Origin of the sequence: Methylobacterium sp. Leaf112, from assembly GCF_001423295.1 — a bacterium.
GTDB lineage: Bacteria > Pseudomonadota > Alphaproteobacteria > Rhizobiales > Beijerinckiaceae > Methylobacterium.
Genome location: NZ_LMNG01000031.1, coordinates 22,464 through 46,448, shown reverse-complemented (window position 1 = coordinate 46,448; position 23,985 = coordinate 22,464). Strand labels below are relative to the sequence as shown.

Sequence of the window (23,985 nt, the reverse complement as noted above, 5' to 3'; positions counted from 1 at the left end):
GAACCACCCTGGAGCGGCGAGAGGTTCACCCCATGCGTTTTGCCCACTTCTTCGTCGATCGACCGATCTTCGCGTCCGTGACGTCGATCCTGTTCCTGATCATCGGCTACGTCTCGTACGCCTCCCTGCCGGTCTCGCAGTACCCTGAGATCGTACCGCCCACCGTGGTGGTGCGCGCCTCCTATCCGGGCGCCAATGCCGAGACGGTCGCCGCCACCATCGCCACCCCCATCGAGCAGGAGGTGAACGGCGTCGACAACATGCTCTACATGACGTCGCTGTCGACCAACGACGGCAACATGCAGCTCACCGTCACCTTCAAGGTCGGCACCAACCTCGATATCGCCAACGTGCTGGTGCAGAATCGCCTCTCGGTGGCCCAGCCGCGCCTGCCGCCGGACGTACGCAACCTCGGCGTCACCGTCCGCAAGGCCTCGCCCGACCTGATGCTCGTCGTGCACGTGCTCTCGCCCGACAACACCTACGACCAGAACTACCTCTCGAACTACATCTATCTGCGGATACGCGACGAGCTGCTGCGCCTCGACGGCGTCGGCGACATCACGGTGTTCGGCGGCAGCGAGTACGCCCTGCGCATCTGGCTCGACCCCAACAAGCTCGCCGCCTATGGCCTCTCGACCACCGACGTGCTGACCTCGCTGCAGGAGCAGAACGTGCAGGTCGCCTCCGGCGCCCTCGGCGCGCCCCCAGCTCCGGCGTCGAACGCGTTCCAGCTCGTGGTTCAGTCCCAGGGACGGTTCCAGACCCCTGAGGAGTTCACGGAGGTCATCGTCAAGGCCGCCGACGGCCGCCTCGTGCGTATCAAGGACATCGGCCGCACGGAAATGGGCCAGAAGGACTACACCACCCAGTCCTTCCTCAACGCGACTCCGGCGGTGGGCGTCGGCGTGTTCCAGCGGCCCGGGACCAATGCCCTCGAGGCGGCGAGCCAGGTGCGCCAGACCATGGACGTCATCGCCAAGAACTTCCCCCCCGGCGTCGAGTACAAGATCGCCTACAACCCGACGGAGTTCATCGAGGAATCCGTCCACGAGGTCTACAAGACCCTGTTCGAGGCCGTCCTCCTCGTGGTCATCGTGGTGCTGGTGTTCCTCCAGAGCTGGCGCACGGCGCTGATCCCGGTGATCGCGATTCCCGTGTCGCTCATCGGTACCTTCGCGGCCATGGCGGCCTTCGGCTTCTCGGTGAACAACCTCACCCTGTTCGGCCTCGTGCTCGCCATCGGCATCGTGGTCGACGACGCCATCGTTGTGGTGGAGAACGTCGAGCGCAACATGGCCGAGGGGCTCTCGCCCGGCGACGCCGCTCACAAGACCATGGACGAGGTCGGCGGCGCCGTGGTCGCCATTGCCCTCGTGCTGTCGGCGGTGTTCATCCCCACCGCGTTCATCCCAGGCATCTCGGGGCAGTTCTACAAGCAGTTCGCCCTCACCATCGCGGCGTCGACCATCATCTCGATGTTCAACTCGCTCACCCTATCCCCCGCGCTCTGCAAGCTGCTCCTCAAGCCCCACCACGAGCACAAGCCGCCGAAGTTCTTCCTCGCGCGCTTCATCGCGTGGTGCGCCAACACCTTCAATCGCGGCTTCGACGCTCTGTCGAACGGCTACGCCCGGATCATCCAGTTCCTGACCGGGCGGGTGATCGGCCTCATCGGCATGCTGATCGTCTACGGCTGCGTGCTCGCCGGTACGCTCCACCTCGTCACCACCGTTCCGACGGGCTTCATCCCGCAGCAGGACCAGGGCTACCTCATCGGCGTGGTCCAGCTTCCCGCCGGCTCCGCCCTCGAGCGGACGACGGCGGTGGTGCGGCATGCCGCCGAACTCGCCCGCAAGGTCGATGGCGTCGCCAACGCCGTCATCATCTCGGGCTTCGACGGCGCGACCTTCACCAACACAACCAACGGCGCGGTGATGTTCCTCACCCTGAAGGGAGCCAAGGAGCGGGCCGCGACGGGACGCACCGCCGCCGTCATCACCGGCGACGTGTTCAAGGCCACGGCCGGTATCCAGGAAGCCCGCGTCCTGTTCATCCCGCCCCCCCCCGTACGCGGCCTCGGCAACGGCGGCGGGTTCAAGATGCAGATCGAGAGCCGGCAGAGCTCGGCCATCGGCCCGCTGCTGGCGGCCGCCAACGAGGTTCTGGCCCAGGCCAACCAGAGCAAGGAGGTGCAGCGCGTCTTCACCACCTTCGGCAACGACACGCCCCAGCTCTTCATCGACATCGACCGCACCATGGCGCGGATGTTGAACGTACCCCTGGCGTCGGTGTTCGCGACCCTGCAATCCAATCTCGGCGGTGCCTACGTCAACGACTTCAACGCCTTCGGCCGTATCTACCAGGTCCGGATGCAGGCCGACGCGGCGTTCCGCCTGGAGAAGCGCGACATCGAGCAACTGAAGGTCCGCTCGTCCACGGGCGCCCTGGTGCCCATGGGAACGCTGGCCTCCATCCGCGAGATCAGCGGACCGCAGATCGTCCAGCGCTTCAACCTGTTCTACTCGGTGCCGATCCAGGGCGACGCCAAGCCGGGGATCTCCACCGGACAGGCTCTGGAGGCCATGGAGAAGATCGCCCAGACCATGCCGGAGGGGTATTCCTACGACTGGACCGAGATCGCGTTCCAGCAGAAGGCCACGGGCAACACGGCCGTCTATGTCTTCGCGCTCGGCGTGCTCCTCGTGTTCCTCGTGCTGGCCGCCCAGTACGAATCCTGGGCGTTGCCGCTCGCCATCATCCTGGTGGTGCCGACAGGCGTGCTCGCCGCCCTCGCGGCGGTGCAGTTCCGCGGCCAGGACAACAACATCCTGACGCAGATCGGGCTGATCGTTCTCGTCGGCTTGGCGGCCAAGAACGCCATCCTGATCGTCGAGTTCGCCCATCAGCTCGAGGAGACGGAGCACAAGGGGCCGGTGGCGGCCGCCGTCGAGGCCTGCCGCCTGCGCCTACGCCCGATTCTGATGACGGCGTTCGCGTTCATCCTCGGCACGGTGCCCCTGGTGATCGCCACCGGTCCGGGCGCCGAGATGCGTCAGGCCCTCGGAACCGCCGTGTGCTTCGGCATGATCGGCGCGACCCTGTTCGGCCTGTTCCTCACCCCGGTGTTCTATGTCGTGATCCGGAACCTGTTGATTTGGATCGCAAAGAAGCGTGGCAAGAACCCGGACAACACCACGCCCGATAAGCACGATCCCCACGCGACCCCGTCGCACGCCTGAGAAACCTATGGCTTCGAACGCCCTCATCCGACGTTCGAAGCCACCTTAGGGGTTGCGTCCCGGAGGGCGGAAAGCTAAGACGCCTCCACCCCGCAAGGGGCGTCGCACTCGCCACCGGCCCGGTCGATCGCACCTCCCCCAGAGATGCGTGTTATGGGTTCGGGAGAGGGGAACGGCGTATTTCGGAGCGATCTGACGGAGTATAGCGCAGCCCGGTAGCGCACCTGTCTGGGGGACAGGGGGTCGCAGGTTCAAGTCCTGCTACTCCGACCAATCAAAGCACGGAAACAGCCGAAGGCTGGATCTGCCGCTCCGAGAAAAGGCCGAGGTGCATCGCACCTCGGCCTTTTTCATGTCGCGTCTCTCGTTTCACCGCCGCCCGCCGCCAATGCGCGCGGCAACGGGTCGATCAGAAGAAGGTCGGCCGGGCGCTGGCGTGGTGCTCGGCCAGCACGTCGTCCGTTGCCGGATCGATCTCCCTGAGGATGGCGTCATAGCCCCACAGGTCGGCAAGGTGCTGGAGCACCCGCCGTGCGTCGTCCTTCTGCAGAGTGATGCGGTTGAGCGCCTTGTGGTGCACGATGAGGCGGCGGTCGCCTTCGAGATCCACATCCATCACCTCGATATCCGGATCGAGCCAGGCGACGTCGTACTGGCGGGCGAAGGAGCGACGCATCTTGCGGTAGCCGCGCTCATCGTGGATCGCCTCGACGCGCAGTTCCGCCTCGTCGGGATCGTCGACCACATGGAACAGCCGCATCTCGCGCATGAGCCTCGGAGACAGGAACTGCGCGATGAAGCTCTCGTCGCGGTAGTTCGCCCAGATGTCGCGCAGGGTCGCCATGGCGTCGCCCGTGCCGGCGATGTCGGGGAACCAGGCCCGGTCCTCCTCGGTGGGCTGCTCCACGATGCGGGCGATGTCCTGCATCATGGCGAACCCGATGGCGTAGGGGTTGTGGCCGCCGTAGCCGCGCTCGTTGTAGTTCGGCTGGCGGATGACGTTGGTGTGCGAGGTCAAGAATTCGAGGTACGCCGCCTCCCCGATGAGGCCCCTCTGCGAGAGGGAATTCATGATCCGATAGTGGCAGTAGGTGGCGCAGCCCTCGTTCATCACCTTGGTCTGGCGCTGCGGGTAGAAGTACTGCGCCACCAGGCGCACGATGCGCAGGATCTCGCGCTGCCACGGCCTGAGGCGTGGGGCGGCCTTCTCGAGGAAGTAGAGCAGATTCTCCTGGGGCAGTTCGAGGAGCGCCTTGCGGCGCTCGACGGCGAGGTCGGGGCGCACGCCGGCGATCTTCTGTGGCAGCGTGCGCCAGAGGTCGTTGTAGACCTGCTCGCCGTGCTCGGCCCGTTCCCGTTCGCGCCGCTGCTCGGACGCCAGATCGGGCCGCTTCTTACGCGGGTAGCGGTGGACACCCTGGTTCATGAGGGCGTGGGCGGCATCGAGAACCGATTCCACCGCCCCGTGGCCGTAGCGCTCCTCGCATCGGGTGATGAAGCCCTTAGCGAAATCGAGGTAGTCGAGGATGCCGTCGGCGTCGGTCCATTGCTTGAACAGGTAGTTGTTCTTGAAGAAGTGATTATGGCCGAACGCCGCGTGGGCGATCACCAGGGTCTGCATCGTCGCCGTATTCTCCTCCATCACGTAGGAGATGCACGGGTTGGAATTGATGACGATCTCGTAGGCGAGCCCCATCATGCCGCGGCGGTAGCTGGCCTCGTGCTGGGCGAAGTGCTTGCCGAACGACCAGTGCTTGTAGAACAGCGGCATGCCGATGGAGGCATAGGCATCGAGCATCTGCTCGGCGGTGATGATCTCGATCTGGTTCGGGTACCACGAGAGGCCGAGTTCACGCGCCTCGGCCTCGCAGGCGTCGTGGATTCGTTTGATCGTGTCGAAGTCCCAGTCGTTGCCGGTGAAAAGGGGCGTCCGGGCGCCCGGCACCGGATCGAACGTGGGGCGGGTGATGCTGCCGACCATGGTCGTCCTCTGATCCCAAGCGGTTCGTCTCGCCTCCCCTCCCCGCGACGGGGAGGAGAAAGCCGTCGTCGCCTCAGGCTTCCGCTTCCGCCCGCGCGTCCTTGCGCCCGAACAGCTCGCGGAACACCGGATAGATGTCGCGCCGGTGGTTGACCTTCCGCATGGCGATGGCGCCGCCGGATTTGGCCAAGCCCTCGTAGGTGCGCCACAGGGTGGTGCGGTGCTCGACGAAGCCGGCGCGGGGACCGTTCTCGTCGCCGACCTCGAGATAGGCGAAGTGTTGGCAGGCGGGCAGGATATGGGCACGGAGCAACTCCGTGGCGGTCGGCCCGTCCGACGAGACGTTGTCGCCGTCCGAGGCCTGCGCCGCGTAGATGTTCCAGTCGTTGGGGTCGTAGCGCTCGGTGATGACGCGCTTCATCTCCACCAGCGCCGACGAGACCAGGGTGCCCCCGGTCTCGCGCGAGCCGAAGAACGTCTCCTCGTCCACTTCCGTCGCCTTGTCGGTATGGCGGATGAAGACGATCTCGACGTGGCGGTAGCGCCGGGTCAGGAAGATGTGCAGCAGGATGTAGAAGCGCTTGGCCAGATCCTTCATGTGCTCCGTCATGGAGCCGGACACATCCATGAGGCAGAACATCACCGCCTGCGCCACGGGGCGCGGATAGGCCTCGAAGCGGCGGTAGCGCAGATCGAGCGGGTCGACGTAGGGAATGCGCTTGGTGCGCTCGCGCATGGCCGCCAGGGCCAGGAGCAGGTCGGGCAGGTCGGGATGGCTCGACGGCGTCTCGGCGATGCGCGCTTCCAACGCCGCCAGTTCATCGGGCTTCGGGCGCTTGAGGGCGATGCGCCGGGACATGGAATTGCGCAGCGTGCGGGTGAGCGCGAGGTTCGCGGGCGAGCCCGACACGGTGTAGCCGGCCCTCCGCAACCCTTCCGTCTCCACCACCGAGAGGCGGCGCTTGGCCAGATCCGGCAGTTCGAGGTCTTCGAGGAAAAGTTCGAGGAATTCGTCGCGGGTGAGGACGAAGCGGAACGCGTCCTCGCTGTTCTCCTGGCCCTCCCCGCCCTCGCCGGAGCCCCTGCCGCCCCCGCCGCCGGGCGGGCGCTCGATGCGGTCTCCCTCCACGTAGGTCTTGTTGCCGGGCAGGATGTGGTCATGCAGTCCCGTGCCGGCCTGGCGTGTAAAGCGCGGCTCCCGCACCCCGTCCAGGGGCACCGACACGCGCCCGTCCTTGCCGAGATCCTTGATGTCCTTCTCGCGGGCGGATTCCCGCACGGCGCGCTGGGCCATGTCCTTCACGCGGCGCAGGAAGCGCTGGCGGTTAGCGAGGCTTTTGCCCCCGGGATTCAAGCGACGGTCGACGATGTGCATCCGGTGTGTTTGCCTTCGCCCTCAAGAGTCTCGCGGGTTTCGACGGGCCGGAAGCGGCCGCCTGACGGCGGCCGCCTTCGTCGCGGGATCGTCCTATCCGGCCTGCTTCACCCGCATGTACCATTCGACCAGTCGGCGAACCTGCCGCTCGGTGTAGCCGCGCGCCACCATCCGATCGACGAACTCACCGTGTTTCTTCTCGGTGTCGCCATCCTTCTTCGAACCGAAGGAGATGACGGGCAGCAGCTCCTCGACCTGGGAGAACATCCGCCGCTCAATGACTTCCCGCAGTTTTTCGTAAGACGTCCACGACGGGTTGCGACCACCATGCTGCGCCCGGGACCGGAGGGCGAACTTCACCACCTCGTTGCGGAAGTCCTTGGGATTGGCGATGCCGGCCGGCTTTTCGATCTTCGTAAGCTCCTGATTGAGAAGCTCACGGTTCAACAATTGGCCCGTCTCGGAATCCTTGAAGTCTTGATCCTCGATCCATGCATCAGCATAGTCGATATAGCGGTCGAACAGGTTCTGACCGTAATCGTGATACGATTCGAGGTAGGCTTTTTGGATCTCGTGGCCGATAAACTCGGCGTAGCGCGGCGCCAGCTCGGTCTTGATGAATTCGAGGTAGCGCTTCTCGGTCTCGGGCGGGAGTTGCTCGCGGCGCAGGGCCTGCTCCAGCACGTACATGAGGTGCACGGGGTCGGCGGAGACTTCCGTGGTGTCGTGGTTGAAAGTCGCGGCCATCACCTTGAAGGCGAAGCGGGTCGAGATCCCGTCCATGCCCTCGTCGACGCCGGCCGAATCCTTGTACTCCTGCATCGAGCGGGCTCTGGGATCGACCTCGCGCAAGCTCTCGCCGTCGTAGACCCGCATCTTCGAGAAGGCGTTGGAGTTGGCGTGCTCGCGCAAGCGCGAGAGTACCGAGAACCGGGCCAGCATCTCGAGGGTGCCGGGCGCGCAGGCGGCCTGCGACAGCTCGGAGCCGGAGACTAGCTTCTCGTAGATCCGCTGTTCTTCCGTTACCCGCAGGCAGTACGGCACTTTGATGACGTAGATGCGGTCGATGAAGGCTTCGTTGTTCTTGTTGCCCTTGAAGGTCTGCCACTCGGATTCGTTCGAGTGGGCCAGAATAATGCCCGTAAACGGGATTGCGCCGATATTCTCGGTGCCGACGTAATTGCCCTCCTGCGTCGCCGTGAGCAACGGGTGCAGCATCTTGATCGGCGCCTTGAACATCTCAACGAATTCGAGGACGCCCTGGTTGGCGCGGTTGAGGCCGCCGGAATACGAGTAGGCATCGGGATCGGCCTGGCTCAGGGTCTCCAGGCGCCGGATATCGACCTTGCCGACGAGGCTGGAGATGTCCTGGTTGTTCTCGTCGCCTGGTTCGGTCTTGGCGATACCGATCTGGCGCAGGCGCGAGGGCCGAACCTTAATCACCTTGAACTGCGAGATGTCGCCGTTGAACTCGTCCAGGCGCTTCAGCGCCCAGGGGCTCATGAGCCCGGTGAGACGACGGCGCGGGATGCCGTAGCGTTCCTGGATCTCGGCCCCCATCACCTCGGGGTCGAACAGCCCCAGCGGGCTCTCGAACACCGGCGACACCTCATTGCCGGCCTTCAGCACATAGATGGGGTGAACCTCCATCAGGGCTTTCAGACGCTCGGCGAGGGAGGATTTGCCGCCACCCACGGGGCCGAGGAGGTAGAGGATCTGCTTGCGCTCCTCCAAGCCCTGTGCGGCGTGCCGGAAGAACGAGACGATCCGCTCGATGGTCTCCTCCATGCCGTAGAACTCGGAGAAGGCCGGGTAGACCCGGATCGTGCGGTTCATGAACACCCGGCCGAGGCGCGGGTCCTTGGCGGTGTCCACGAATTCCGGCTTGCCGATCGCATCGAGGATGCGCTCGGCCGCCGTAGCGTACATCAGCGGTTCGTCGCGGCACGCTTCGAGAAATTCGGAGAGGCTCATCTCCGTATCGCGGCGCGCCTCGTAACCACGGGCGAAGCTCTGGAACAGGTCGTTCGTCGACGGCATAGGCATTCCGATCCCCTCACGACAGCGACAGCTTCATCCTGTCTCGGCTGAGATGCAACTGACAGGCCCAGTTTTGTCGCAGTGCGATCATCGCACGGGGCCAGCCTGTGTCGCGTGTCACGCCGCTCGTTCCAGGGGATCGTCGAGCGCCCGGCGATCCCGAGCCAGACCATGCGCGACGGCGCGGCTCGTGGGCGTTCCGTCCGCCTCAGAGGTCGGTGCCGGCCTTCGTCGCATCCTTGGCGGGCGCATCCTTCTTCGACCCGTCGACGGTGATGCGGATGTTCTGGGTCTGCACGTTTCCGTCGGAATCCTTGACGTCCACGGTCACCTCGTCGGTACCGGTGTAGCCGTCCTTGCTCTGGTAGAAGAGCGCCTGCACGGCCGCTTCCTTGCCGGGGCAGCGGTACTTGGCCGGGGTCTTGATCTTGCCGACCTTGGTGATGAGAGACCCGTTCTTCGGCGCACCACTGACGCGGATCTCCGGCATCGGCCCGGCCGTGCAGTCCTTCTTCAGGTTCGGCACGATGGCGAGACGCACGGACTTGCCGGGCGCGGCCGTCTCGCTGCGGGTCACGGTCGTCTGCGCGAAGGCGGGTGCGGTGAGAAACAGACCGGCGACGAGGGCGGCGGTCGAACGGGCAAGCAGCATCGAGAACACTCCGGCGCGGACCGCGTCCCCGTGCGAGGGCATCGGGCGGGCGAACGCGTCCATGCGATGTGGGGATGCGGAGGCGACGCGTCGAGGGTCCCGATCGGACTTGGCAGTGTCCGTCCCGGGACCGTCGCGGGCCGTCAGGGGTGGGGCCCCGGCTCGTCGGTCGACGCGTCCATGTCGGATAGGCGTTGCAGATCGTTCAGGATCGACCGGCAGGCATAGAGGTCGTCGAGGACGGCTTCGAGAACCGGACGGGCATCATCGGGCAATCCGTCGATCCCAGGCGCATCCAGCTCCTCGGGTCCGTCGTTCTCGGGTGGGGACGCCGCAGCGATTTCGGCCTCGCCACGCCCGACGCTCTGGACGAAGCGGAGCCCCTTCTCGCGTAGGATCGCCTGAGCCCCCTTGATGGTGTAGCCCTGCCCGTGGAGCAGGCTGCGGATGCCTTTCAGGAGGTCGATGTCGTCGGGTCGGTAGTAGCGCCGTCCGCCGGCCCGCTTGACCGGGCGGACCTGCGCGAACCGCGTCTCCCAGAAGCGTAGAACGTGCTGAGGAACTTCGAGCTCGTCGGCCGCTTCCTTGATCGTGCGGAAGGCGGTCGCACTCTTCTCCTGAGCGGCCCGGTCCGGCGTGTCGCGGGGGTCGGCGGCGGCCAACGACATCGGAGTCCTCATTCGTCGTCGTCGTGATCACCGGCGCCATTCAGCCCGTTGATGCGGGCTTTGAGCACGTTCGACGGCTTGAACACCATGACCTGACGCGGCTCGATGGCCACCTCGACACCGGTTTTCGGATTGCGGCCGACACGCCGCCCTTTGCTGCGAACCACAAAGGACCCGAACGACGACAGCTTCACCGTCTCGCCACTGGCAAGACACGTGCAGATTTCAGACAGCACCGTCTCGACCAAAGCCGAGGATTCCGTGCGCGAGAGGCCGACCTGCTGATAGACGGCCTCGCTCAAATCGGCGCGTGTGACCGTCTTTCCCGACATGCGCATACCCCCGGCATCGATTCGTGTTTTATTGCTTATCTGTCTGAGAGGGCACGCTAATCGGCGTTGGTGCCGGGGTCAACCGTGCGGGTGATTCACCAGCGGATCAGGGCCGCACCCCAGGTGAAGCCGCCGCCGATGGCCTCGATCATCACGAGGTCGCCATCCTTGATCCGCCCATCCTTGCGGGCGACGTCGAGGGCGAGGGGTATCGAGGCTGCCGAGGTGTTGCCGTGCCGGTCGACGGTGAGCACCACCTTGTCGCGGGCGATACCGAGCTTGTCGGCCGACGCCTCGATGATCCGCCGGTTGGCCTGGTGCGGCACGAACCAGTCGAGGTCCTCGGCCGTTGTGCCGGACGCCCGGAACGCGTCGTCGATGACATCCGTGACGGAACCCACGGCGAAACGGAACACCTCCTTGCCGGTCATGCGGAGGTGCCCGGTGGTGCCCGTCGAGCCGGGGCCGCCATCGACGTAGAGCTTTTCACGATGGCGTCCGTCGGAACGCAGACTGGCGGTGAGTACCCCGCGGTCGGCGCTGGTGCCCTCGCCTTCGCGGGCTTCGAGGACCGCGGCGCCGGCACCGTCGCCGAACAGCACGCAGGTGGTGCGGTCTTCCCAATCCAGTAGGCGCGAAAAGGTCTCGGCCCCGACCACGAGGGCACGGCGGGCCGCGCCGGTGACGAGAAACTTGTCGGCCGTGGTGACGGCGTAGACGAAGCCGGCGCACACGGCCTGGAGATCGAAGGCGACGCCGCCCGTCATGCCGAGGCCGGCCTGGATCTGCGTGGCCGTCGACGGGAAGGTGTGGTCCGGCGTCGAGGTGGCGCAGATCACGAGGTCGATGTCGGCCGCCGTGAGACCGGCGTCGTCCAGGGCCGCCTGCGCCGCGCGGGTGCCGAGCAGCGAGGTCGTCTCTGACGCGTCCGACAGGTAGCGCTGGCGGATGCCCGTGCGCTGGACGATCCAGTCATCCGAGGTCTCGACGGTTTTGGCGAGCTCGTCGTTGGTGACGCATCGGGCCGGCAGGGCGGAGCCGCAGCCGACCACGACGGAGCGCAGGCACGTCATCGCTGTGTCCTCGACCACCCGAGAAGCCTCATGCCGAGGCCCCCGCCGGTGTCAGTTCGAGCATGTCGCGGATGGTCCGCATGAGGTCGTGCCGGGCCATGTCGTGGGCGAGGTCGACGGCGGCCGCGAAGCCGTGCGCGTCCTCCGAACCGTGGCTCTTGATCACGATGCCCTCCAGGCCGAGGAACACGCCGCCATTGGCCCGGCTCGGGTTCATCTTCTCGCGCAGAGCCTTAAACGCTTGGCGGGCGAAGAAGTATCCGATCTTGGCCGACAGGGTCCGGCTCATGGCCGCACGCAGGTAGGTGCCGATCTGTTTGGCCGTGCCCTCGGCGGTCTTCAGGGCGATGTTGCCGGTGAAGCCCTCCGTCACCACCACGTCGACGGTGCCGCGGCCGAGATCGTTGCCCTCGACGAAGCCGTGATAGCTCAGATTCGGCAGGTCGGCCTCGCGCAGGCGGCGGGCCGCTTCCTTCACCGCCTCGTTGCCCTTCATCTCCTCCGTGCCGACGTTGAGAAGGCCGACGGTGGGCCGGTCGATATCGAAGACGATGCGGGCCATGGCCGAGCCCATCAGGGCCATCTCCACGAGGTGGTCGGCATCCGTCCCGATGGTGGCGCCGACGTCGAGCACCACGCTCTCGCCGCGCACGGTGGGCCACAGGCAGGCGATGGCCGGGCGCTCGATGCCGGCGAGCGTCTTGAGGCAGATCTTCGACATGGCCATGAGGGCGCCGGTGTTGCCGGCCGAGACGGCGGCATCGGCCTCGCCGTCCTTCACCGCCTGGATCGCCTTCCACATGGAGGATTTTCCACGCCCGGTGCGCACGGCCTGGCTCGGCTTCTCGTCCATCGCAATCGCCAGGGCCGTGTGACGGATCTCGACGGCGCCCTTCAGGCGCGGCTCGGCTTCGACGAGGGGGGCCAGGATCGCCTCGTCGCCGAACATCAGGAACGTCATCTCCGGATGGCGCTCGCGGGCGATGGCGGCGCCCGGTACCACCGTGGTTGGGCCGTGGTCGCCGCCCATGGCGTCGAGCGAGATGCACACTCTCTGAGACATATGAAGTTCGCCGAAGGCCTCGTGAACGAGAAAGCGCGCGCGGACGAGGGCCGGATCGGGGCGGCCTCGGTCACGGCGCGGCGGAAAATAGCGACTCGCGCCCGCCGGGCAAACGAAATCTGCCCCGATGGAGGCAAAGCGGTCGATTGAGCCGCCTAAAGGACTGCTCAGTCCTTGCCGCCCTGCAGGGCCCGCAGGCCCGCGAGCGGCGCTCCGTCGGCGTCGGGCTCGGGTTCGGCGAACGTGACACCGGGTTTCCGCGGATACGGATCGAGACTCATGGCCAGGAACTCGGCGGTCAGCAGCCCGAAATCGACGCGTCCGTTGACGATCGGATCGGGCACGTCGATCTCCTCGGCGTCGTGTCCCGTCGGGATCTCGCCATCGGTGAACGCCACATCGACGGTTTCGTGCACGGGCGCTTCGAACTCGTCGAGGCTCACCGTGCAGATCTGGGTCACCACTGCCTCGACGGAACCCGTCACCGACAGGTTCTCCAGGGTGCCGCCGACGCGGAAGCGTCCGACGAGGTCGCGGATCCCCGGGATACCGAAATCGGCGGCGAGCGCCGCGCATTCCTCCGGCGTCGCCGTCACGATGAAGTCGCCCTGGGCGCGCGCCATGCGGTCGACCCGGATCGAGCGTGAAAGCGGTCCGACCGCCTGATCCCGTGTCATCGCGAAACTCCCGATTGGTTCGCCGGTTGGGCGGCGGATTCGATGGCGGCGAAGCGTGGCCCGGCGTCCACGAGGGCGTCGAGGTCGAGGCTCGCGAGCAGCCGGTCGCTCGCCGTCACGTAGCGTGCGAGGTCCGCGGCGTCAGCCGGTGCAGCACCACCGAGGACGTTGCGGGCCAGTGCCCCCGCGAGAGCGTCCCCATCGCCCGCATCGAGGGCCGCATCGTAGCCGGCCGCTCGGCCGTAGAAGGCGGCACCGAGCTTCTTCATGCGCTTGGGCACTCCGAAATCACCGATCCCGCTCTCCCGCAAGGACGAATCGAGCTGGAGGAAGATCGCGTTGATGAGGTCCTGCGCCACGTCCGCCGCGGGCTCGGGCAGCCGGTTGAGCCGCCGCAGCACCAGGATCACGTGCAGGCTCAAGCACTCGAAGCGCCCCTCTACCGTGTCGGGCACGCCAAGGGCGGTGTAGAGGGCTGGAACCCGCGCGGCGGCGTTGATGCGCACGTGAAGGTCACGGATCATGCGTTCGCGGGGGCTGGTTCGCCCGAACAGACGGCCGATCATGCGCCTCCCCTTCCCGTGTGGACAGCGCGCCGCGGACGCTGCGGAAGGGCCGGGTGTGGCCCCGCTTGCCTTGTCAAAACCATAACCCCGGGGTACGGCAACGCATGGTCAAGGTGCAACCGTCTTGCGGCTTCCGCGGGCGATCCGTCGCCGTGTCGGGCTCGAGGCCGCAGACGCGTTCAGTTCTTCAGCAAGATCAAGGGTGGTCGATGTCGCGCCGTTTCGTTCCGTCGCTCGCGCGCCTTGCCGTCCTGGGCCTCATCGGTACCGGGCTCGCCGGCTGCATCGGCGAGGATCTGCGCCACGGCTATCAGATCGATCAGGCCGCCCTGGCGACGGTGAAGCCCGGCATGAGCGCCGAGCAGGTGCTGACGATCCTCGGTACCCCCTCCACGGTGTCCACGGTGGGCAACAAGAGCTGGTACTACATCAGCCAGAACACCCGCCGTACGGTGCTGTTCCTCGGCGAGCAGATCGAGGACCAGAAGGTCACGGCCGTGTATTTCACCCCGGCCTTCAAAGTCGAGCGCGTGGCGCTCTACGGTTTGCAGGACGGCAAGGTGTTCGACTTCATCGAGCGCTCGACCCCGACGAGCGGTGCCGACCGAGCCTTCATCTCGCAACTCTTCCGCGGTCTGACCCGGTACGAGCCCTTCGGCAGCGGGAAGGGCGCCAGCGTCGTCCCGGGCGCACGCGCCGGGCAGTAAGAGCGCCTTCGACCTCGCTGTCACGCTTCCATCGAGGCCGCTTCCGCACCACGGAGGCGGCCTTTTCGCTGGACTGAACGAAGGGGCGGCGGAGCGTTGCGCGAGAATCGGCTCAGGCGGCGGCGCGATCGCGGCCCGAGGCCTTGGCGTCGTACAGCGCCCGGTCGGCCCGTGCGAGGGCCGGGAGGAGGCTGGTTTCTCCGGATGCGACCATCGCGACCCCCATGCTTGCGGTCCAGGCGGGCAGATCGGGGACCGTTCCGAAGCTCCGCCGTAGATCGTCGGCGAACGCCAAGGCGGTACCCCGGGTGGCGTAGGCCAGAACGACGACGAACTCGTCCCCGCCGAGACGCACCACGAGGTCGCGCCCCGAGACGCGGCGCATGGCGACGGTCGCCAGGTGCACCAGGACCGCGTCGCCGGCCGCATGCCCGTACCGATCGTTGATGGCCTTGAAGTGATCGATATCGATGGCGACCACGGCGGTGTCCGCGGACACGGTCGTGGGGCCATGGGCCGTGAGGCCGGCGCGGTTCAGGGCACCCGTGAGAGCGTCGCGCAGGGCGATCCGGCGCAGGGCGCTCTGAGCGCGCTCACCCGGCATGGCGGTGAGCCCCAGATTCAGGATCGCCAGCAGCATCTGGTCCGACAGCATCGGCACGAGCCCCACGACATCGGGAATCGCGCCGTCGGTCGCCAGGATGAGGATCGCAACGACGTACCCCGGAACGTAGCCGAGCAGCGCGAATCCGGCGATGCGTCGTCCTCCGGTCGAGGTCAGTTTCCGGCCGCCGATCAGGATCGTGCCGACGGCGAGCATGTCGAAGACGAGGCCGAGCGTCGCACCGATCTGGGCGGCCACCGGATACCCCAGGAGGGCGGGACCGAGATAGCCGGCGCAGGGCAGGAGGATCACCAGGGCCATCCAGGGCCGGAACGGTTTCACGCCGTCGAACCGGTACACCCCGGTCAGGATGAGAACGTTGCCGAGGCCGAGGAGGCCGCACAGGATCCCCGCGATGACCGGGTGGTATCCGAAGCGCGCATATCCCAGAAGCGTCACCACGTAGAGGGCGAAACTCGCCGCCCAATCCAGCAGATAGGATTGGCCGGTTCTCGCACGCCACAGGGACAGATAGACGACAACGAACGCCGCGCTCGCCAAAATGCTGCAGAGACGAAGGGTCGGCACGTCGGGGATCGAGAGCATCGGATCGACTTGGAGGCGAGCGCAGGCCCGAGATGCTACCGCGAAAGCCTTACGGATTGTGTGGGCGAACGGCAGACCTGTGGCGACCCGCGTCTCGAACACCCCGATGCGGCATATGCATGCCGGAGGAAACCATCGCTCTACGGTGTCGGACTGGGGAGCTTGGACACGATGTCGGCGAAAGGCCGGCTCGGCCCGCGCGTACGCCGTCCGACGGTCTCAGCCCCGTGCGCGCTCGGCGGCCTCGATCCGCATGAGTAGATCGGCGAAAGCATCCGCAACATCGGTCTCCGGCCGGGCTTCGTAGACGGCCCGCAAGCCGCAGGCGAGACTGGCGACGATATTGGGAGATAGTCCCTGCGGGTCCGGCCTGGAGCCGTAGGCGGTCTCTTGAGAAAGGTGGGACATCCCATCCCCGCCACCGCGTTGACTCTGCATCGACATGGCGATTCCGCATTCAATATCCGGGGGCGAGTCGTGCGCGCCTGAGACAGCGCGCGCAATCCGCCGCACTCGGTTCGATCTACTTTCGGACGCTATGTGTCTATGCAGACACGCGCCCAACGACGGCGGGTACGATGGCACTCGGATGAGTCAGCATCAGCACCGGACCCGTGGCCCGCAAGGCTTCGATACGGGTGTAGCCCCAAGCCACGGCGGCAAAGTCGCATCCGACCGACCGGGCCGCATCGTGGTCACGGATCTCATCGCCGACGTAGAGGGTCGAACCGGGGGTAAAACCTGCGTCGCGGACCAGGGCTCTCAGGCGCTTGGCCTTTCCGAACAGCGACGCACCGCAGGCGTAGCGCCGGAAGCGCCGGGCATCCGGCCCGAGTACTGCCTCGATATTGGCCCGGGTGTTGGAACTGACGATCGCGAGCGGCATACCCGCCGCAGCGAGGTCGGCCAGCATCGTCCGAATACCGCGAAACAGCGAGATCTCAGCGATGTCACGGGCCGCCAACGCGTGCATGTGACGGCTGATGAACGGGAGTTTCCACGGGGCGATTCCGAGATGGCGGACGATACCCGCGGCATCGAGGCCGCGCAGGACCTCGGTCTCATGCGGAGCGATCCGCCGGAAGCGATAGCGATCGGCCACATCGTTGATGACACGGGCAAACCACGGGAAACTATCGGCGAGGGTCCCATCGAAGTCGAAGACGACGAGCCGATAGGGGCCGCGGCTCATGTAGTCAGGTTGGCGGCCGGCACGGTAAGGCGCATCACGAGTCCGTCGCTGTTCCACGCGTGCTCGAGGGTGCCGTCGAGTTGCCCCGCGACGCTGCGCTCGGCCAGCACGGTGCCGAACCCGCGGCGCGTCGGTGGCCCGGAGACGGGTGGGCCGTCGGATTCGGCCCAGACGAGTTCATACGTGTCGCCGTCGCGGCGTCCGGTGAGCCGCACGGTGCCTGCTTCCGTGGACAGGCCACCGTACTTCATCGCGTTGGTGGCCTGCTCGTGCATGATCAGGGCGAACGCGGTCGCTGCCCGGTCGCCGACGGCGATATCGTCGCCTTGCAGCACGATGCGCGCGCGGCCGTCCTGGACGTAGGCCGCCATGATGAGGCGCATGAGGCCGAACAGGGTCTGGCCCTTCACCTTCGGCGCGCTCGCAGGCGAGTGCGGGCGCACGTACTCGTGTGCGTTGGCGAGGGCACCGAGGCGCTGGCGGAAGGCCGCGACGAAGGGACGGGCCGCCGGATCGGTCCGGGCCGAGAGGGCTGCGATCCCCTCGACCACGGCGAAGATGTTCTTGATGCGGTGGGAGAGTTCCTTGATCAGCAGATCGCGGGCTTCCTCGGCCCGTTTGCGCTCGCGCAGGTCGCGGGTCACGGTCGCATAGCCGATGAGGGCACCACGCGTGTCGCTCACGGGGAAAACGCTATACAGCACGGGGATTCCCTCCCCCGTCGCGAAATGACGGAAGGTGAGCTCCCCCTCCCACCACCCGTCCCGCCGCACGGCCGGTAAAACGGTTTCCGTCACGGTCGTTTGGCATTCCGGGACGAAGTAGTCGGGTACGGCGGTCCTAAGAACCGCATCGGCATCGGCGAGGCCGACGAGCCGCCGGCCGGCCGCGTTGATATGGAGGACCTGGCCGTCCTCGTCGGCGATGCCAATGAAGTCCTTGGAATGCTCGACGATGGCCGCGAGCTTGCGCGCCTCTTCCTCGGCGCGCTTCAGATCTTCGATATCCGTGCAGGTCCCGAACCAACGCTCGATGCGACCTTCCGCATCGCGCAGGGGCATCGCGCGGCCGAGGGTCCAGCGGTAGACGCCCGATTTGTGTCGGAGGCGGTACTCCACCTCGTAGGGGTCTCCGGTGGCCAAGCTGTGCCGCCAGCGCGTCCAGGCTCGGGCCTGATCGTCGGGATGGAACATGCCGTTCCAGCCTTCGCCATCGGTGGAGCCGTAGGGCACGCCGGTGAACTCGTACCAGCGGTCGTTGTAGAAATCGTGGAATCCGTCCGGCTGCGTGGTCCACACCATCTGGGGCATGGCGGCGGTCATGACACGGAACCGACGCTCGCTCGCGGCGAGGTCCGCTTCGCGCACGGCGACCGCCTCCCGGGCCTGTCGCAGTTCGATCAAGGTCGCGACCTGACGCGCCAGGGCCTCGAGGGTCTCGGTCTGAAGCGAGGTCAAGCCGTCCGGCCGAGCGACTTTGTCGAGAACGCACAGGCTTCCCAGCGGAAGACCACCCTTGGAACGGATCACCGCACCGGCATAGAAGCGCAGGCGATGCTCGCCCTGAACAAGGGCATTGTCCGCGGTACGCGGATCGGCCGTCAGGTCGGGGATCACCAGAAGCGGACCATTCTGGATTGCGTGGGCGCAAATCGACAGGGTACGCGGCGTCTCCGTTGGTTCGAAGCCGAGGCGCGCCTTGAACCATTGGCGCGTCTCATCGACGAGGCTGATCAGGACGACGGGAGCGGCGCAGACGATCGCGGCGATGCGAACGAGATCGTCGTAGGCCGGATCCTGGCCGCTATCGAGGATGGTCGTATCACGCAGGGCTTCGAGCCGTTCGGCCTCGGTCCAGTCGGTACCCGGGCCATCGCAGGAGGTGATTACGGTCAAAAGGGAGCGTCCTCGTCAGCGTCTTCAGATAGGGCGCCTAAGAGATCCGTCAAAGCTCGTTTCGGAACGATGGCCGCGCTTCCTTCCCCGTCCGTGTCACATCCGGCGCCCGATCGGAGATCTGGCACCGAACGTCGCGTCGGGCGGCCATGTCGGCAGGCCGCCCGTATCTCAGAGCCTTCGCGCGTCAGGCGGCCTTCGCACCGGACCGGATCGGGTAATCGACGTAGCCCTCGGGGCCCTGGCTGTACCAGGTCTTCTGCTCGTCCTTGGTGAGGGGAGCGCCTTCGGCAATACGGGCGGGCAGATCCGGGTTGGCGATGAACGGTCGCCCGAACGCGATGGCGTCGGCGTGCCCGGCATCGAGCACGGCTTGCCCCTTGGGGCCGTCGTAATCGGAATTCAGCACAAGCGGGCCCCCGAAGGCCGCCTTGATGGTCGGGGCGACAGGGGGATGATTTGCCTTGCCGAAGGTCCCTTCGGGGCCCGGCTCACGCAGTTCGAGGAAGGCGATGCCGATCTCCGACAGGGCCGCGGCGGCGGCGGCGAACAGGGTGTCGGGGTCGGAATCGTCCACACCCTGGATGGCACCGTTGGGCGACAGGCGTACGCCGGTGCGGTCGGCCCCAATGGCATCGGCAACGGTGCGGGTCACCTCGGTCAGCAGGCGGATACGGTTCTCGATGGAGCCGCCGTAACGGTCGTCACGGAAGTTGGAGCCGTCGCGCAGGAATTGGTCGATGAGGTAGCCGTTGGCCGCATGGATCTGCACGCCGTCGAAGCCGGCCGCGATGGCGTTGCGAGCAGCGCGGTCGTAATCGGCCAGGAGGCGCGGAATCTCCTCGACGGGCAGCGGGCGCGCCTCGGCATAGGGCTTCTTGCCCGAATAGGTGTGGGCGGCATCCGGCGCCGTCGTGGCCGAGGCCGAGATCGGCTTGGCACCGCCGAGGAAGTCGGGGTGGACGATGCGGCCCATGTGCCAGAGCTGGCAGACGATACGGCCGCCGGCCTCGTGCACGGCCTTCACGATCGGTTTCCAGGCCGCGACCTGCTCGTCCGACCAGATGCCCGGAGCGTAGGGCCAGCCGAGGCCTTCCTGGCTGATGCCGGTGGCTTCGGTGATGATGAGGCCGGCCGCGGCGCGCTGGGTGTAATACTCCACCATGATGGGCGTCGGCACGTGGGCGCGGGTGGCGCGGCCGCGGGTGAGCGGGGCCATGAAGACGCGATTCTTGGCTTCGATCGCGCCGATGCGGATCGGGTCGGACAGGCTCGGCATTGCAGGCTCTCGCGTTGTTTCAAGGACGAACGGAAGCGGACAGCATCCCGTAAGATGTCGAGGCTTCGAGACCCGTAATTGGATTGCGCGCGATACGATGTCAGGGGTGGCGCGACGACGGCCCACCGCGCCGGTGCGGCATCGCACACGCCGGATCGCGACACCACTCGCGATGGACGAAGGGGCCGGAACCCTGCGGCACCGACCCCCTCTGATGATTCGCGGCCGGTGGGGCCGTCAGTAATGCGCCAGCACAGCCAGGAGCAGGAGGGCGATGATGTTGGTGATCTTGATCGCCGGGTTCACGGCGGGGCCGGCGGTGTCCTTGTAGGGGTCGCCGACGGTGTCGCCCGTCACCGCCGCCTTGTGGGCCTCCGAACCCTTGCCGCCGTGGTGCCCGTCCTCGATGTACTTCTTGGCGTTGTCCCAGGCGCCGCCGCCCGACGTCATCGAGATGGCGACGTAGAGGCCCGTGAGGATCACGCCGAGGAGCGAGGCGCCAACGGTGGCGAAAGCCTGGCTCTTGCCGGCGATGGCCTGGATCGCGAAGAACAGGACGATGGGGGACAGCACCGGGAGGAGCGAGGGCAGGATCATCTCCTTGATCGCCGCCCGGGTGAGCATATCGACGGCCCGGCCGTAATCCGGCCGGTCAGTCCCGAGCATGATGCCGGGCTTCTCGCGGAACTGGCGGCGGACCTCCTCCACCACGGCGCCGGCGGCACGGCCCACCGCCGTCATCGCCATGCCGCTGAACAGGAACGGAATCAGGCCGCCGAGCAGCAGGCCGACGACGACGTAGGGGTTTGAGAGCGAGAAATCGACGGTGACGCCTTGGAAGAAGCGGTACTGGGTCGGGCTCGCGTTGGCGATGAAGTAGTTCAGGTCCGAGGTGTAGGCGGCGAACAGCACCAGGGCGCCGAGACCGGCCGAGCCGATGGCGTAGCCCTTGGTCACCGCCTTGGTGGTGTTGCCGACCGCGTCGAGGGCGTCCGTGGATTTCCTGACCTCCGGGGGCAGGCCCGCCATCTCGGCGATGCCGCCGGCATTGTCGGTCACGGGTCCGAAGGCGTCGAGCGCCACGATGAAGCCGGCGAGCGCCAGCATGGCGGTGACCGCGATGGCGATGCCGAACAGGCCCGCGAGCGAGTAGGTGCCGATGATGCCCGCCACGATGACGAGGGCCGGCAGGGCGGTGGATTCGAGCGAGACCGCCAGGCCCTGGATCACGTTGGTGCCGTGGCCCGTCACCGAGGCATCGGCGATGGATTTGACCGGCCGGAAGTTGGTGCCGGTGTAGTACTCGGTGATCACCACGATGAGCGCCGTGATGACGAGGCCGATGACGGCGCAGCCGAGCAGGCCGCCGGAGGTGAAGCTCACCCCCGCATTGGTGGTGAAGGTGGTGGAGAAGCTGCCGAACAGGGCTAAGTTCACGAGCGCGATGGCGCCGATGGAGAGGGCGCCGGCGGTGATCAGGCCCTTGTAGAGGGCGCCCATGATCGACTGGTTGGCGCCGAGCCGGACCGCGTAGGTGCCCGCGATAGAGGTGAGGATACAGGCCGAGCCGATGGCCAGGGGATAGAGCAGCATCGCCTCCAGGACGTTGCGGCCGGCGACGTCGGTCTGCCCGGCGAAGAAGATCGCCGCCAGCACCATGGTGGCGACCACGGTCACTGCGTAGGTCTCGAACAGGTCGGCGGCCATCCCGGCGCAATCGCCGACATTGTCCCCGACGTTGTCGGCAATGGTGGCGGGGTTGCGCGGGTCGTCTTCCGGAATCCCGGCCTCGACCTTGCCGACGAGGTCGCCGCCGACGTCGGCGCCCTTGGTGAAGATGCCGCCGCCGAGGCGCGCGAAGATCGAGATGAGCGAGGCGCCGAAGCCGAGGGCCACCAGGGCGTCGATGACCTCTCGGCTGGCGGGCGCCAGCCCGGCGATGCGGGTGAGGTAGCCGTAGTACAGGGCGACCCCGAGGAGCGCGAGGCCGGCGACGAACATCCCGGTGACGGCGCCCGACTTGAACGCCACGTCGAGGCCCGCCCCGAGCGAGGTCGAGGCGGCCTGGGCCGTGCGGACGTTGGCGCGCACGGACACGTTCATGCCGATGAAGCCGGCGGCGCCCGAGAGCACCGCGCCGATGAGGAAGCCGATCGCGACCTTGAGGCCGAGGAAGAAAGCCAGGGCGACGAACAGTACGAGACCGACGGCAGCGATGGTGGCGTATTGCCGGCGCAGGTAGGCCTGGGCGCCCTCCGCGATGGCACCGGCGATCTCCTGCATGCGCTGGGTGCCGGCGTCTCGGCGCAGGACGTCGTTGATCGTGACGATGCCGTAGGCGACGGCGCAGAGCCCGCCCAGGATGATCAGCAGCAATGCGGTCATTCGTACCGTCCTTGGGTGATCGCGAGATGATCCCTCAGCCGTCGGGCGCGGTTTATGGGCTTGGCTTGCCGTGTGGTCCTGGTTCGTCGTCCTGGCTTGCCTCGTGATTGGCGCGCATGGGACGTGACGCCCGATGGTGTGATCGCATTCCTCCCCGGAATTGCTCTCCCTGAGTGCCAAACTTCGCCGTGAAGCGCAAACGTCCGATCACGTTTTAAGCTACGGATATTTGTGCATCGCACCATTGCGCGAAGATTTCGTGCAGGATCACCTGCATTCGGCAGGTTTCAAGCCTTGCTGCTGGTCCGCGCGGGCTGTGTTCGGGGCATGAAACTTATGAAACTCCGGGAAGCTGCGCGTCGGCGTCGTGGCGGCCGGCACGCCAGGCCAGGCGGGCGGCTTCGAGGCCCCACACCATCCCGAGCATCATGTAGACGTGGCGCCACTTCTCGATGTCGATCTGGAACGCCTGGAGGAAGAACATCAGGAGCGCCGGAAATACGACCTGGCCCAGCCCCTGATATGGCGAGGGCTGGAGGCAAAGGCGAAACCCGACGAACGTCGTCGTCAATACGATGCCCAGGAAGGCGAATCCGCCGATCCAGCCTCCGTTGGCGAACCCGCCGATATAGGTGTTGTGCGGGTCGAGATCGAAGACCAGCCGCCACCGCAGGGGACCGAAGCCGAGGGGACGGTCGATGAGCATCGGGATGCCCCGGCGCTGATTGCCGAACCGCCCGGTCTCGCCTTCGTCGTAGCTCTTCGTGACCTGGGCCCGGTCGGTGAAGCGTTCGGCAATGCTGTCGACGGAGAGGAGGCCCCCGATCAGTAGGGCGCCGACGACCATCGCCAGGGCCGACAGGCGTGCAATGCGCCGACGGACGATCCGGGAAGGGGTAGTCGCCCAGGTCAGCCCGACGGTCAGCGCGATGCCGATGACACAAGCGCCCCAGGACCCGCGCGAGAACGAGAGGAAGACACAGGCGAGAATGACCAGCAGGGCCGCCACGGACAGGAAGACCCGTCGCGTTTCTCCGACCAGCAATCCGCGGATGAGATACAGAGCCGACAGGATGAGGAACGACCCCAGGAGGTTTGGATCCTGGAAGACCCCTGAGGCCCGACCGTCCATCTTGTACAGGATGGCTTCGCCGATAATGTCGAAATAGCTGAGGATGCCGCAGATCGCGGCGAACAGGCAGCCGGCCAGATACGCTTTGAGCCCGAACGTCACGCGCTTGGCGGTGTCGTCCGAGAAGAACATCACGAAGAAGATGCCCGTGATCCCGAGATAGACGGTCTGATAGGTCCACTCGACCGGAAGGGCTTCATCGAGATAGGGGATCAGCGAGACGAGGATCGCGGCGAGATAGATCAGAAGCAGCGCAACAATGATGATCGTTGCGCGATAGAGCCTGATATCCAGCAGAAACCAGAGCAGAATGGTCGGCGGCGCAAGAAAATCATAGGGCGACGGCTTCATGAACGTGAAGCACGTGAAGAAGATGAACAGCGCGAAGAGGAGGTAACCGAGGGACTCGAGGGGAGCCGATATGGCGTGGCGCGCTGGCGTCGCCGCGCCGCCATCGAACGTGCTCCCTGCCCAGCCCGCTGCCATCGTCTTCGTCCAATCCGCCGCGAGGCGTGC

Annotated in this window: 19 protein-coding genes and 1 tRNA gene; 3 read left to right on the top strand and 17 right to left on the bottom strand. The window is 66.4% G+C overall.

Annotation, left to right across the window (positions count from 1 at the left end):
* The first annotated feature begins 32 nt into the window (after positions 1-32).
* Both ASF52_RS16135 and ASF52_RS16130 read left to right on the top strand, forming a co-directional pair.
* Complete coding sequence (locus ASF52_RS16135; RefSeq protein WP_056174235.1) at positions 33-3,242, top strand: efflux RND transporter permease subunit; 3,210 nt, start codon at positions 33-35, stop codon at positions 3,240-3,242.
* Between the two features lie 196 nt (positions 3,243-3,438).
* A tRNA-Pro gene (locus ASF52_RS16130) sits at positions 3,439-3,515 on the top strand.
* 136 nt (positions 3,516-3,651) lie between these two features.
* Here the strand turns inward: ASF52_RS16130 and ASF52_RS16125 are convergent.
* The 10 genes from ASF52_RS16125 to ASF52_RS16080 form a co-directional block, all read right to left on the bottom strand.
* Positions 3,652-5,223, bottom strand: coding sequence for a SpoVR family protein (locus ASF52_RS16125; RefSeq protein ID WP_056174233.1), 1,572 nt, complete (start codon positions 5,221-5,223; stop codon positions 3,652-3,654).
* A gap of 73 nt (positions 5,224-5,296) precedes the next feature.
* Complete coding sequence (locus ASF52_RS16120) at positions 5,297-6,598, bottom strand: YeaH/YhbH family protein (RefSeq protein WP_056174231.1); 1,302 nt, start codon at positions 6,596-6,598, stop codon at positions 5,297-5,299.
* A gap of 93 nt (positions 6,599-6,691) precedes the next feature.
* Complete coding sequence (locus tag ASF52_RS16115) at positions 6,692-8,644, bottom strand: PrkA family serine protein kinase (protein WP_056174228.1); 1,953 nt, start codon at positions 8,642-8,644, stop codon at positions 6,692-6,694.
* 202 nt (positions 8,645-8,846) lie between these two features.
* The gene (locus ASF52_RS16110) at positions 8,847-9,290 is read right to left on the bottom strand and encodes a hypothetical protein (protein WP_056174944.1); all 444 of its coding nucleotides are present in this window, start codon (positions 9,288-9,290) and stop codon (positions 8,847-8,849) included.
* A gap of 143 nt (positions 9,291-9,433) precedes the next feature.
* On the bottom strand, positions 9,434-9,958 hold the full coding sequence (locus ASF52_RS16105) for a MerR family transcriptional regulator (protein WP_056174226.1): 525 nt from the start codon (positions 9,956-9,958) through the stop codon (positions 9,434-9,436).
* A gap of 8 nt (positions 9,959-9,966) precedes the next feature.
* Positions 9,967-10,290, bottom strand: a complete 324-nt coding sequence (locus ASF52_RS16100; RefSeq protein ID WP_056174941.1) for an integration host factor subunit alpha — start codon at positions 10,288-10,290, stop codon at positions 9,967-9,969.
* 95 nt (positions 10,291-10,385) lie between these two features.
* Positions 10,386-11,363 (bottom strand): beta-ketoacyl-ACP synthase III, encoded by a 978-nt coding sequence (locus ASF52_RS16095; RefSeq protein WP_056174224.1) that lies wholly within the window; start codon positions 11,361-11,363, stop codon positions 10,386-10,388.
* Between the two features lie 28 nt (positions 11,364-11,391).
* Positions 11,392-12,426, bottom strand: coding sequence for a phosphate acyltransferase PlsX (gene plsX, locus ASF52_RS16090; protein WP_056174222.1), 1,035 nt, complete (start codon positions 12,424-12,426; stop codon positions 11,392-11,394).
* 167 nt (positions 12,427-12,593) lie between these two features.
* Positions 12,594-13,103 carry a YceD family protein gene (locus ASF52_RS16085; protein WP_056174220.1) on the bottom strand — a complete coding sequence of 170 codons (510 nt, stop codon included), beginning with the start codon at positions 13,101-13,103 and terminating at the stop codon, positions 12,594-12,596.
* Positions 13,100-13,669, bottom strand: coding sequence for a ubiquinol-cytochrome C chaperone family protein (locus tag ASF52_RS16080; protein ID WP_056174218.1), 570 nt, complete (start codon positions 13,667-13,669; stop codon positions 13,100-13,102). Before ASF52_RS16080 ends, ASF52_RS16085 begins: the two co-directional genes overlap by 4 nt.
* Before the next feature lie 209 nt (positions 13,670-13,878).
* Between ASF52_RS16080 and ASF52_RS16075 the strand changes: the two genes are divergently transcribed.
* Positions 13,879-14,376 (top strand): outer membrane protein assembly factor BamE, encoded by a 498-nt coding sequence (locus ASF52_RS16075; RefSeq protein ID WP_056174216.1) that lies wholly within the window; start codon positions 13,879-13,881, stop codon positions 14,374-14,376.
* A gap of 112 nt (positions 14,377-14,488) precedes the next feature.
* On the opposite strand, the gene ASF52_RS16070 is transcribed toward ASF52_RS16075, so the two are convergent.
* The 7 genes from ASF52_RS16070 to ASF52_RS16040 all read right to left on the bottom strand — a co-directional run bounded on the left by ASF52_RS16070 (position 14,489) and on the right by ASF52_RS16040 (position 23,955).
* Positions 14,489-15,586, bottom strand: coding sequence for a GGDEF domain-containing protein (locus ASF52_RS16070; protein ID WP_056174215.1), 1,098 nt, complete (start codon positions 15,584-15,586; stop codon positions 14,489-14,491).
* Between the two features lie 219 nt (positions 15,587-15,805).
* Positions 15,806-16,030 (bottom strand): hypothetical protein, encoded by a 225-nt coding sequence (locus ASF52_RS16065; protein ID WP_056174213.1) that lies wholly within the window; start codon positions 16,028-16,030, stop codon positions 15,806-15,808.
* A gap of 100 nt (positions 16,031-16,130) precedes the next feature.
* Positions 16,131-16,778, bottom strand: coding sequence for an HAD hydrolase-like protein (locus ASF52_RS16060; protein ID WP_056174210.1), 648 nt, complete (start codon positions 16,776-16,778; stop codon positions 16,131-16,133).
* The gene (locus ASF52_RS16055; protein ID WP_056174208.1) at positions 16,775-18,673 is read right to left on the bottom strand and encodes a PAS domain S-box protein; all 1,899 of its coding nucleotides are present in this window, start codon (positions 18,671-18,673) and stop codon (positions 16,775-16,777) included. Before ASF52_RS16055 ends, ASF52_RS16060 begins: the two co-directional genes overlap by 4 nt.
* A 187-nt stretch (positions 18,674-18,860) precedes the next feature.
* On the bottom strand, positions 18,861-19,952 hold the full coding sequence (locus ASF52_RS16050) for an alkene reductase (RefSeq protein WP_056174206.1): 1,092 nt from the start codon (positions 19,950-19,952) through the stop codon (positions 18,861-18,863).
* A gap of 237 nt (positions 19,953-20,189) precedes the next feature.
* Positions 20,190-22,337, bottom strand: coding sequence for a sodium-translocating pyrophosphatase (locus tag ASF52_RS16045; protein ID WP_056174203.1), 2,148 nt, complete (start codon positions 22,335-22,337; stop codon positions 20,190-20,192).
* A 334-nt stretch (positions 22,338-22,671) separates the two neighbouring features.
* Entirely contained in the window at positions 22,672-23,955 is a 1,284-nt protein-coding gene (locus tag ASF52_RS16040; protein WP_082515352.1) for an O-antigen ligase family protein, read from the bottom strand.
* Between the last annotated feature and the right edge of the window lie 30 nt (positions 23,956-23,985).

Bases quoted from the DNA above. Each gene is read 5' to 3' on its own strand.
- ASF52_RS16110 (WP_056174944.1), bottom strand. From the start codon at position 9,290: ATGCTGCTTGCCCGTTCGACCGCCGCCCTCGTCGCCGGTCTGTTTCTC.
- ASF52_RS16050 (WP_056174206.1), bottom strand. From the start codon at position 19,952: ATGCCGAGCCTGTCCGACCCGATCCGCATCGGCGCGATCGAAGCCAAG.
- ASF52_RS16100 (WP_056174941.1), bottom strand. From the start codon at position 10,290: ATGTCGGGAAAGACGGTCACACGCGCCGATTTGAGCGAGGCCGTCTAT.
- ASF52_RS16045 (WP_056174203.1), bottom strand. From the start codon at position 22,337: ATGACCGCATTGCTGCTGATCATCCTGGGCGGGCTCTGCGCCGTCGCC.
- ASF52_RS16065 (WP_056174213.1), bottom strand. From the start codon at position 16,030: ATGTCGATGCAGAGTCAACGCGGTGGCGGGGATGGGATGTCCCACCTT.
- ASF52_RS16115 (WP_056174228.1), bottom strand. From the start codon at position 8,644: ATGCCTATGCCGTCGACGAACGACCTGTTCCAGAGCTTCGCCCGTGGT.
- ASF52_RS16095 (WP_056174224.1), bottom strand. From the start codon at position 11,363: ATGACGTGCCTGCGCTCCGTCGTGGTCGGCTGCGGCTCCGCCCTGCCG.
- plsX (WP_056174222.1), bottom strand. From the start codon at position 12,426: ATGTCTCAGAGAGTGTGCATCTCGCTCGACGCCATGGGCGGCGACCAC.
- ASF52_RS16075 (WP_056174216.1), top strand. From the start codon at position 13,879: ATGTCGCGCCGTTTCGTTCCGTCGCTCGCGCGCCTTGCCGTCCTGGGC.
- ASF52_RS16105 (WP_056174226.1), bottom strand. From the start codon at position 9,958: ATGTCGTTGGCCGCCGCCGACCCCCGCGACACGCCGGACCGGGCCGCT.
- ASF52_RS16040 (WP_082515352.1), bottom strand. From the start codon at position 23,955: ATGGCAGCGGGCTGGGCAGGGAGCACGTTCGATGGCGGCGCGGCGACG.
- ASF52_RS16060 (WP_056174210.1), bottom strand. From the start codon at position 16,778: ATGAGCCGCGGCCCCTATCGGCTCGTCGTCTTCGACTTCGATGGGACC.
- ASF52_RS16070 (WP_056174215.1), bottom strand. From the start codon at position 15,586: ATGCTCTCGATCCCCGACGTGCCGACCCTTCGTCTCTGCAGCATTTTG.
- ASF52_RS16120 (WP_056174231.1), bottom strand. From the start codon at position 6,598: ATGCACATCGTCGACCGTCGCTTGAATCCCGGGGGCAAAAGCCTCGCT.
- ASF52_RS16085 (WP_056174220.1), bottom strand. From the start codon at position 13,103: ATGACACGGGATCAGGCGGTCGGACCGCTTTCACGCTCGATCCGGGTC.
- ASF52_RS16080 (WP_056174218.1), bottom strand. From the start codon at position 13,669: ATGATCGGCCGTCTGTTCGGGCGAACCAGCCCCCGCGAACGCATGATC.
- ASF52_RS16125 (WP_056174233.1), bottom strand. From the start codon at position 5,223: ATGGTCGGCAGCATCACCCGCCCCACGTTCGATCCGGTGCCGGGCGCC.
- ASF52_RS16135 (WP_056174235.1), top strand. From the start codon at position 33: ATGCGTTTTGCCCACTTCTTCGTCGATCGACCGATCTTCGCGTCCGTG.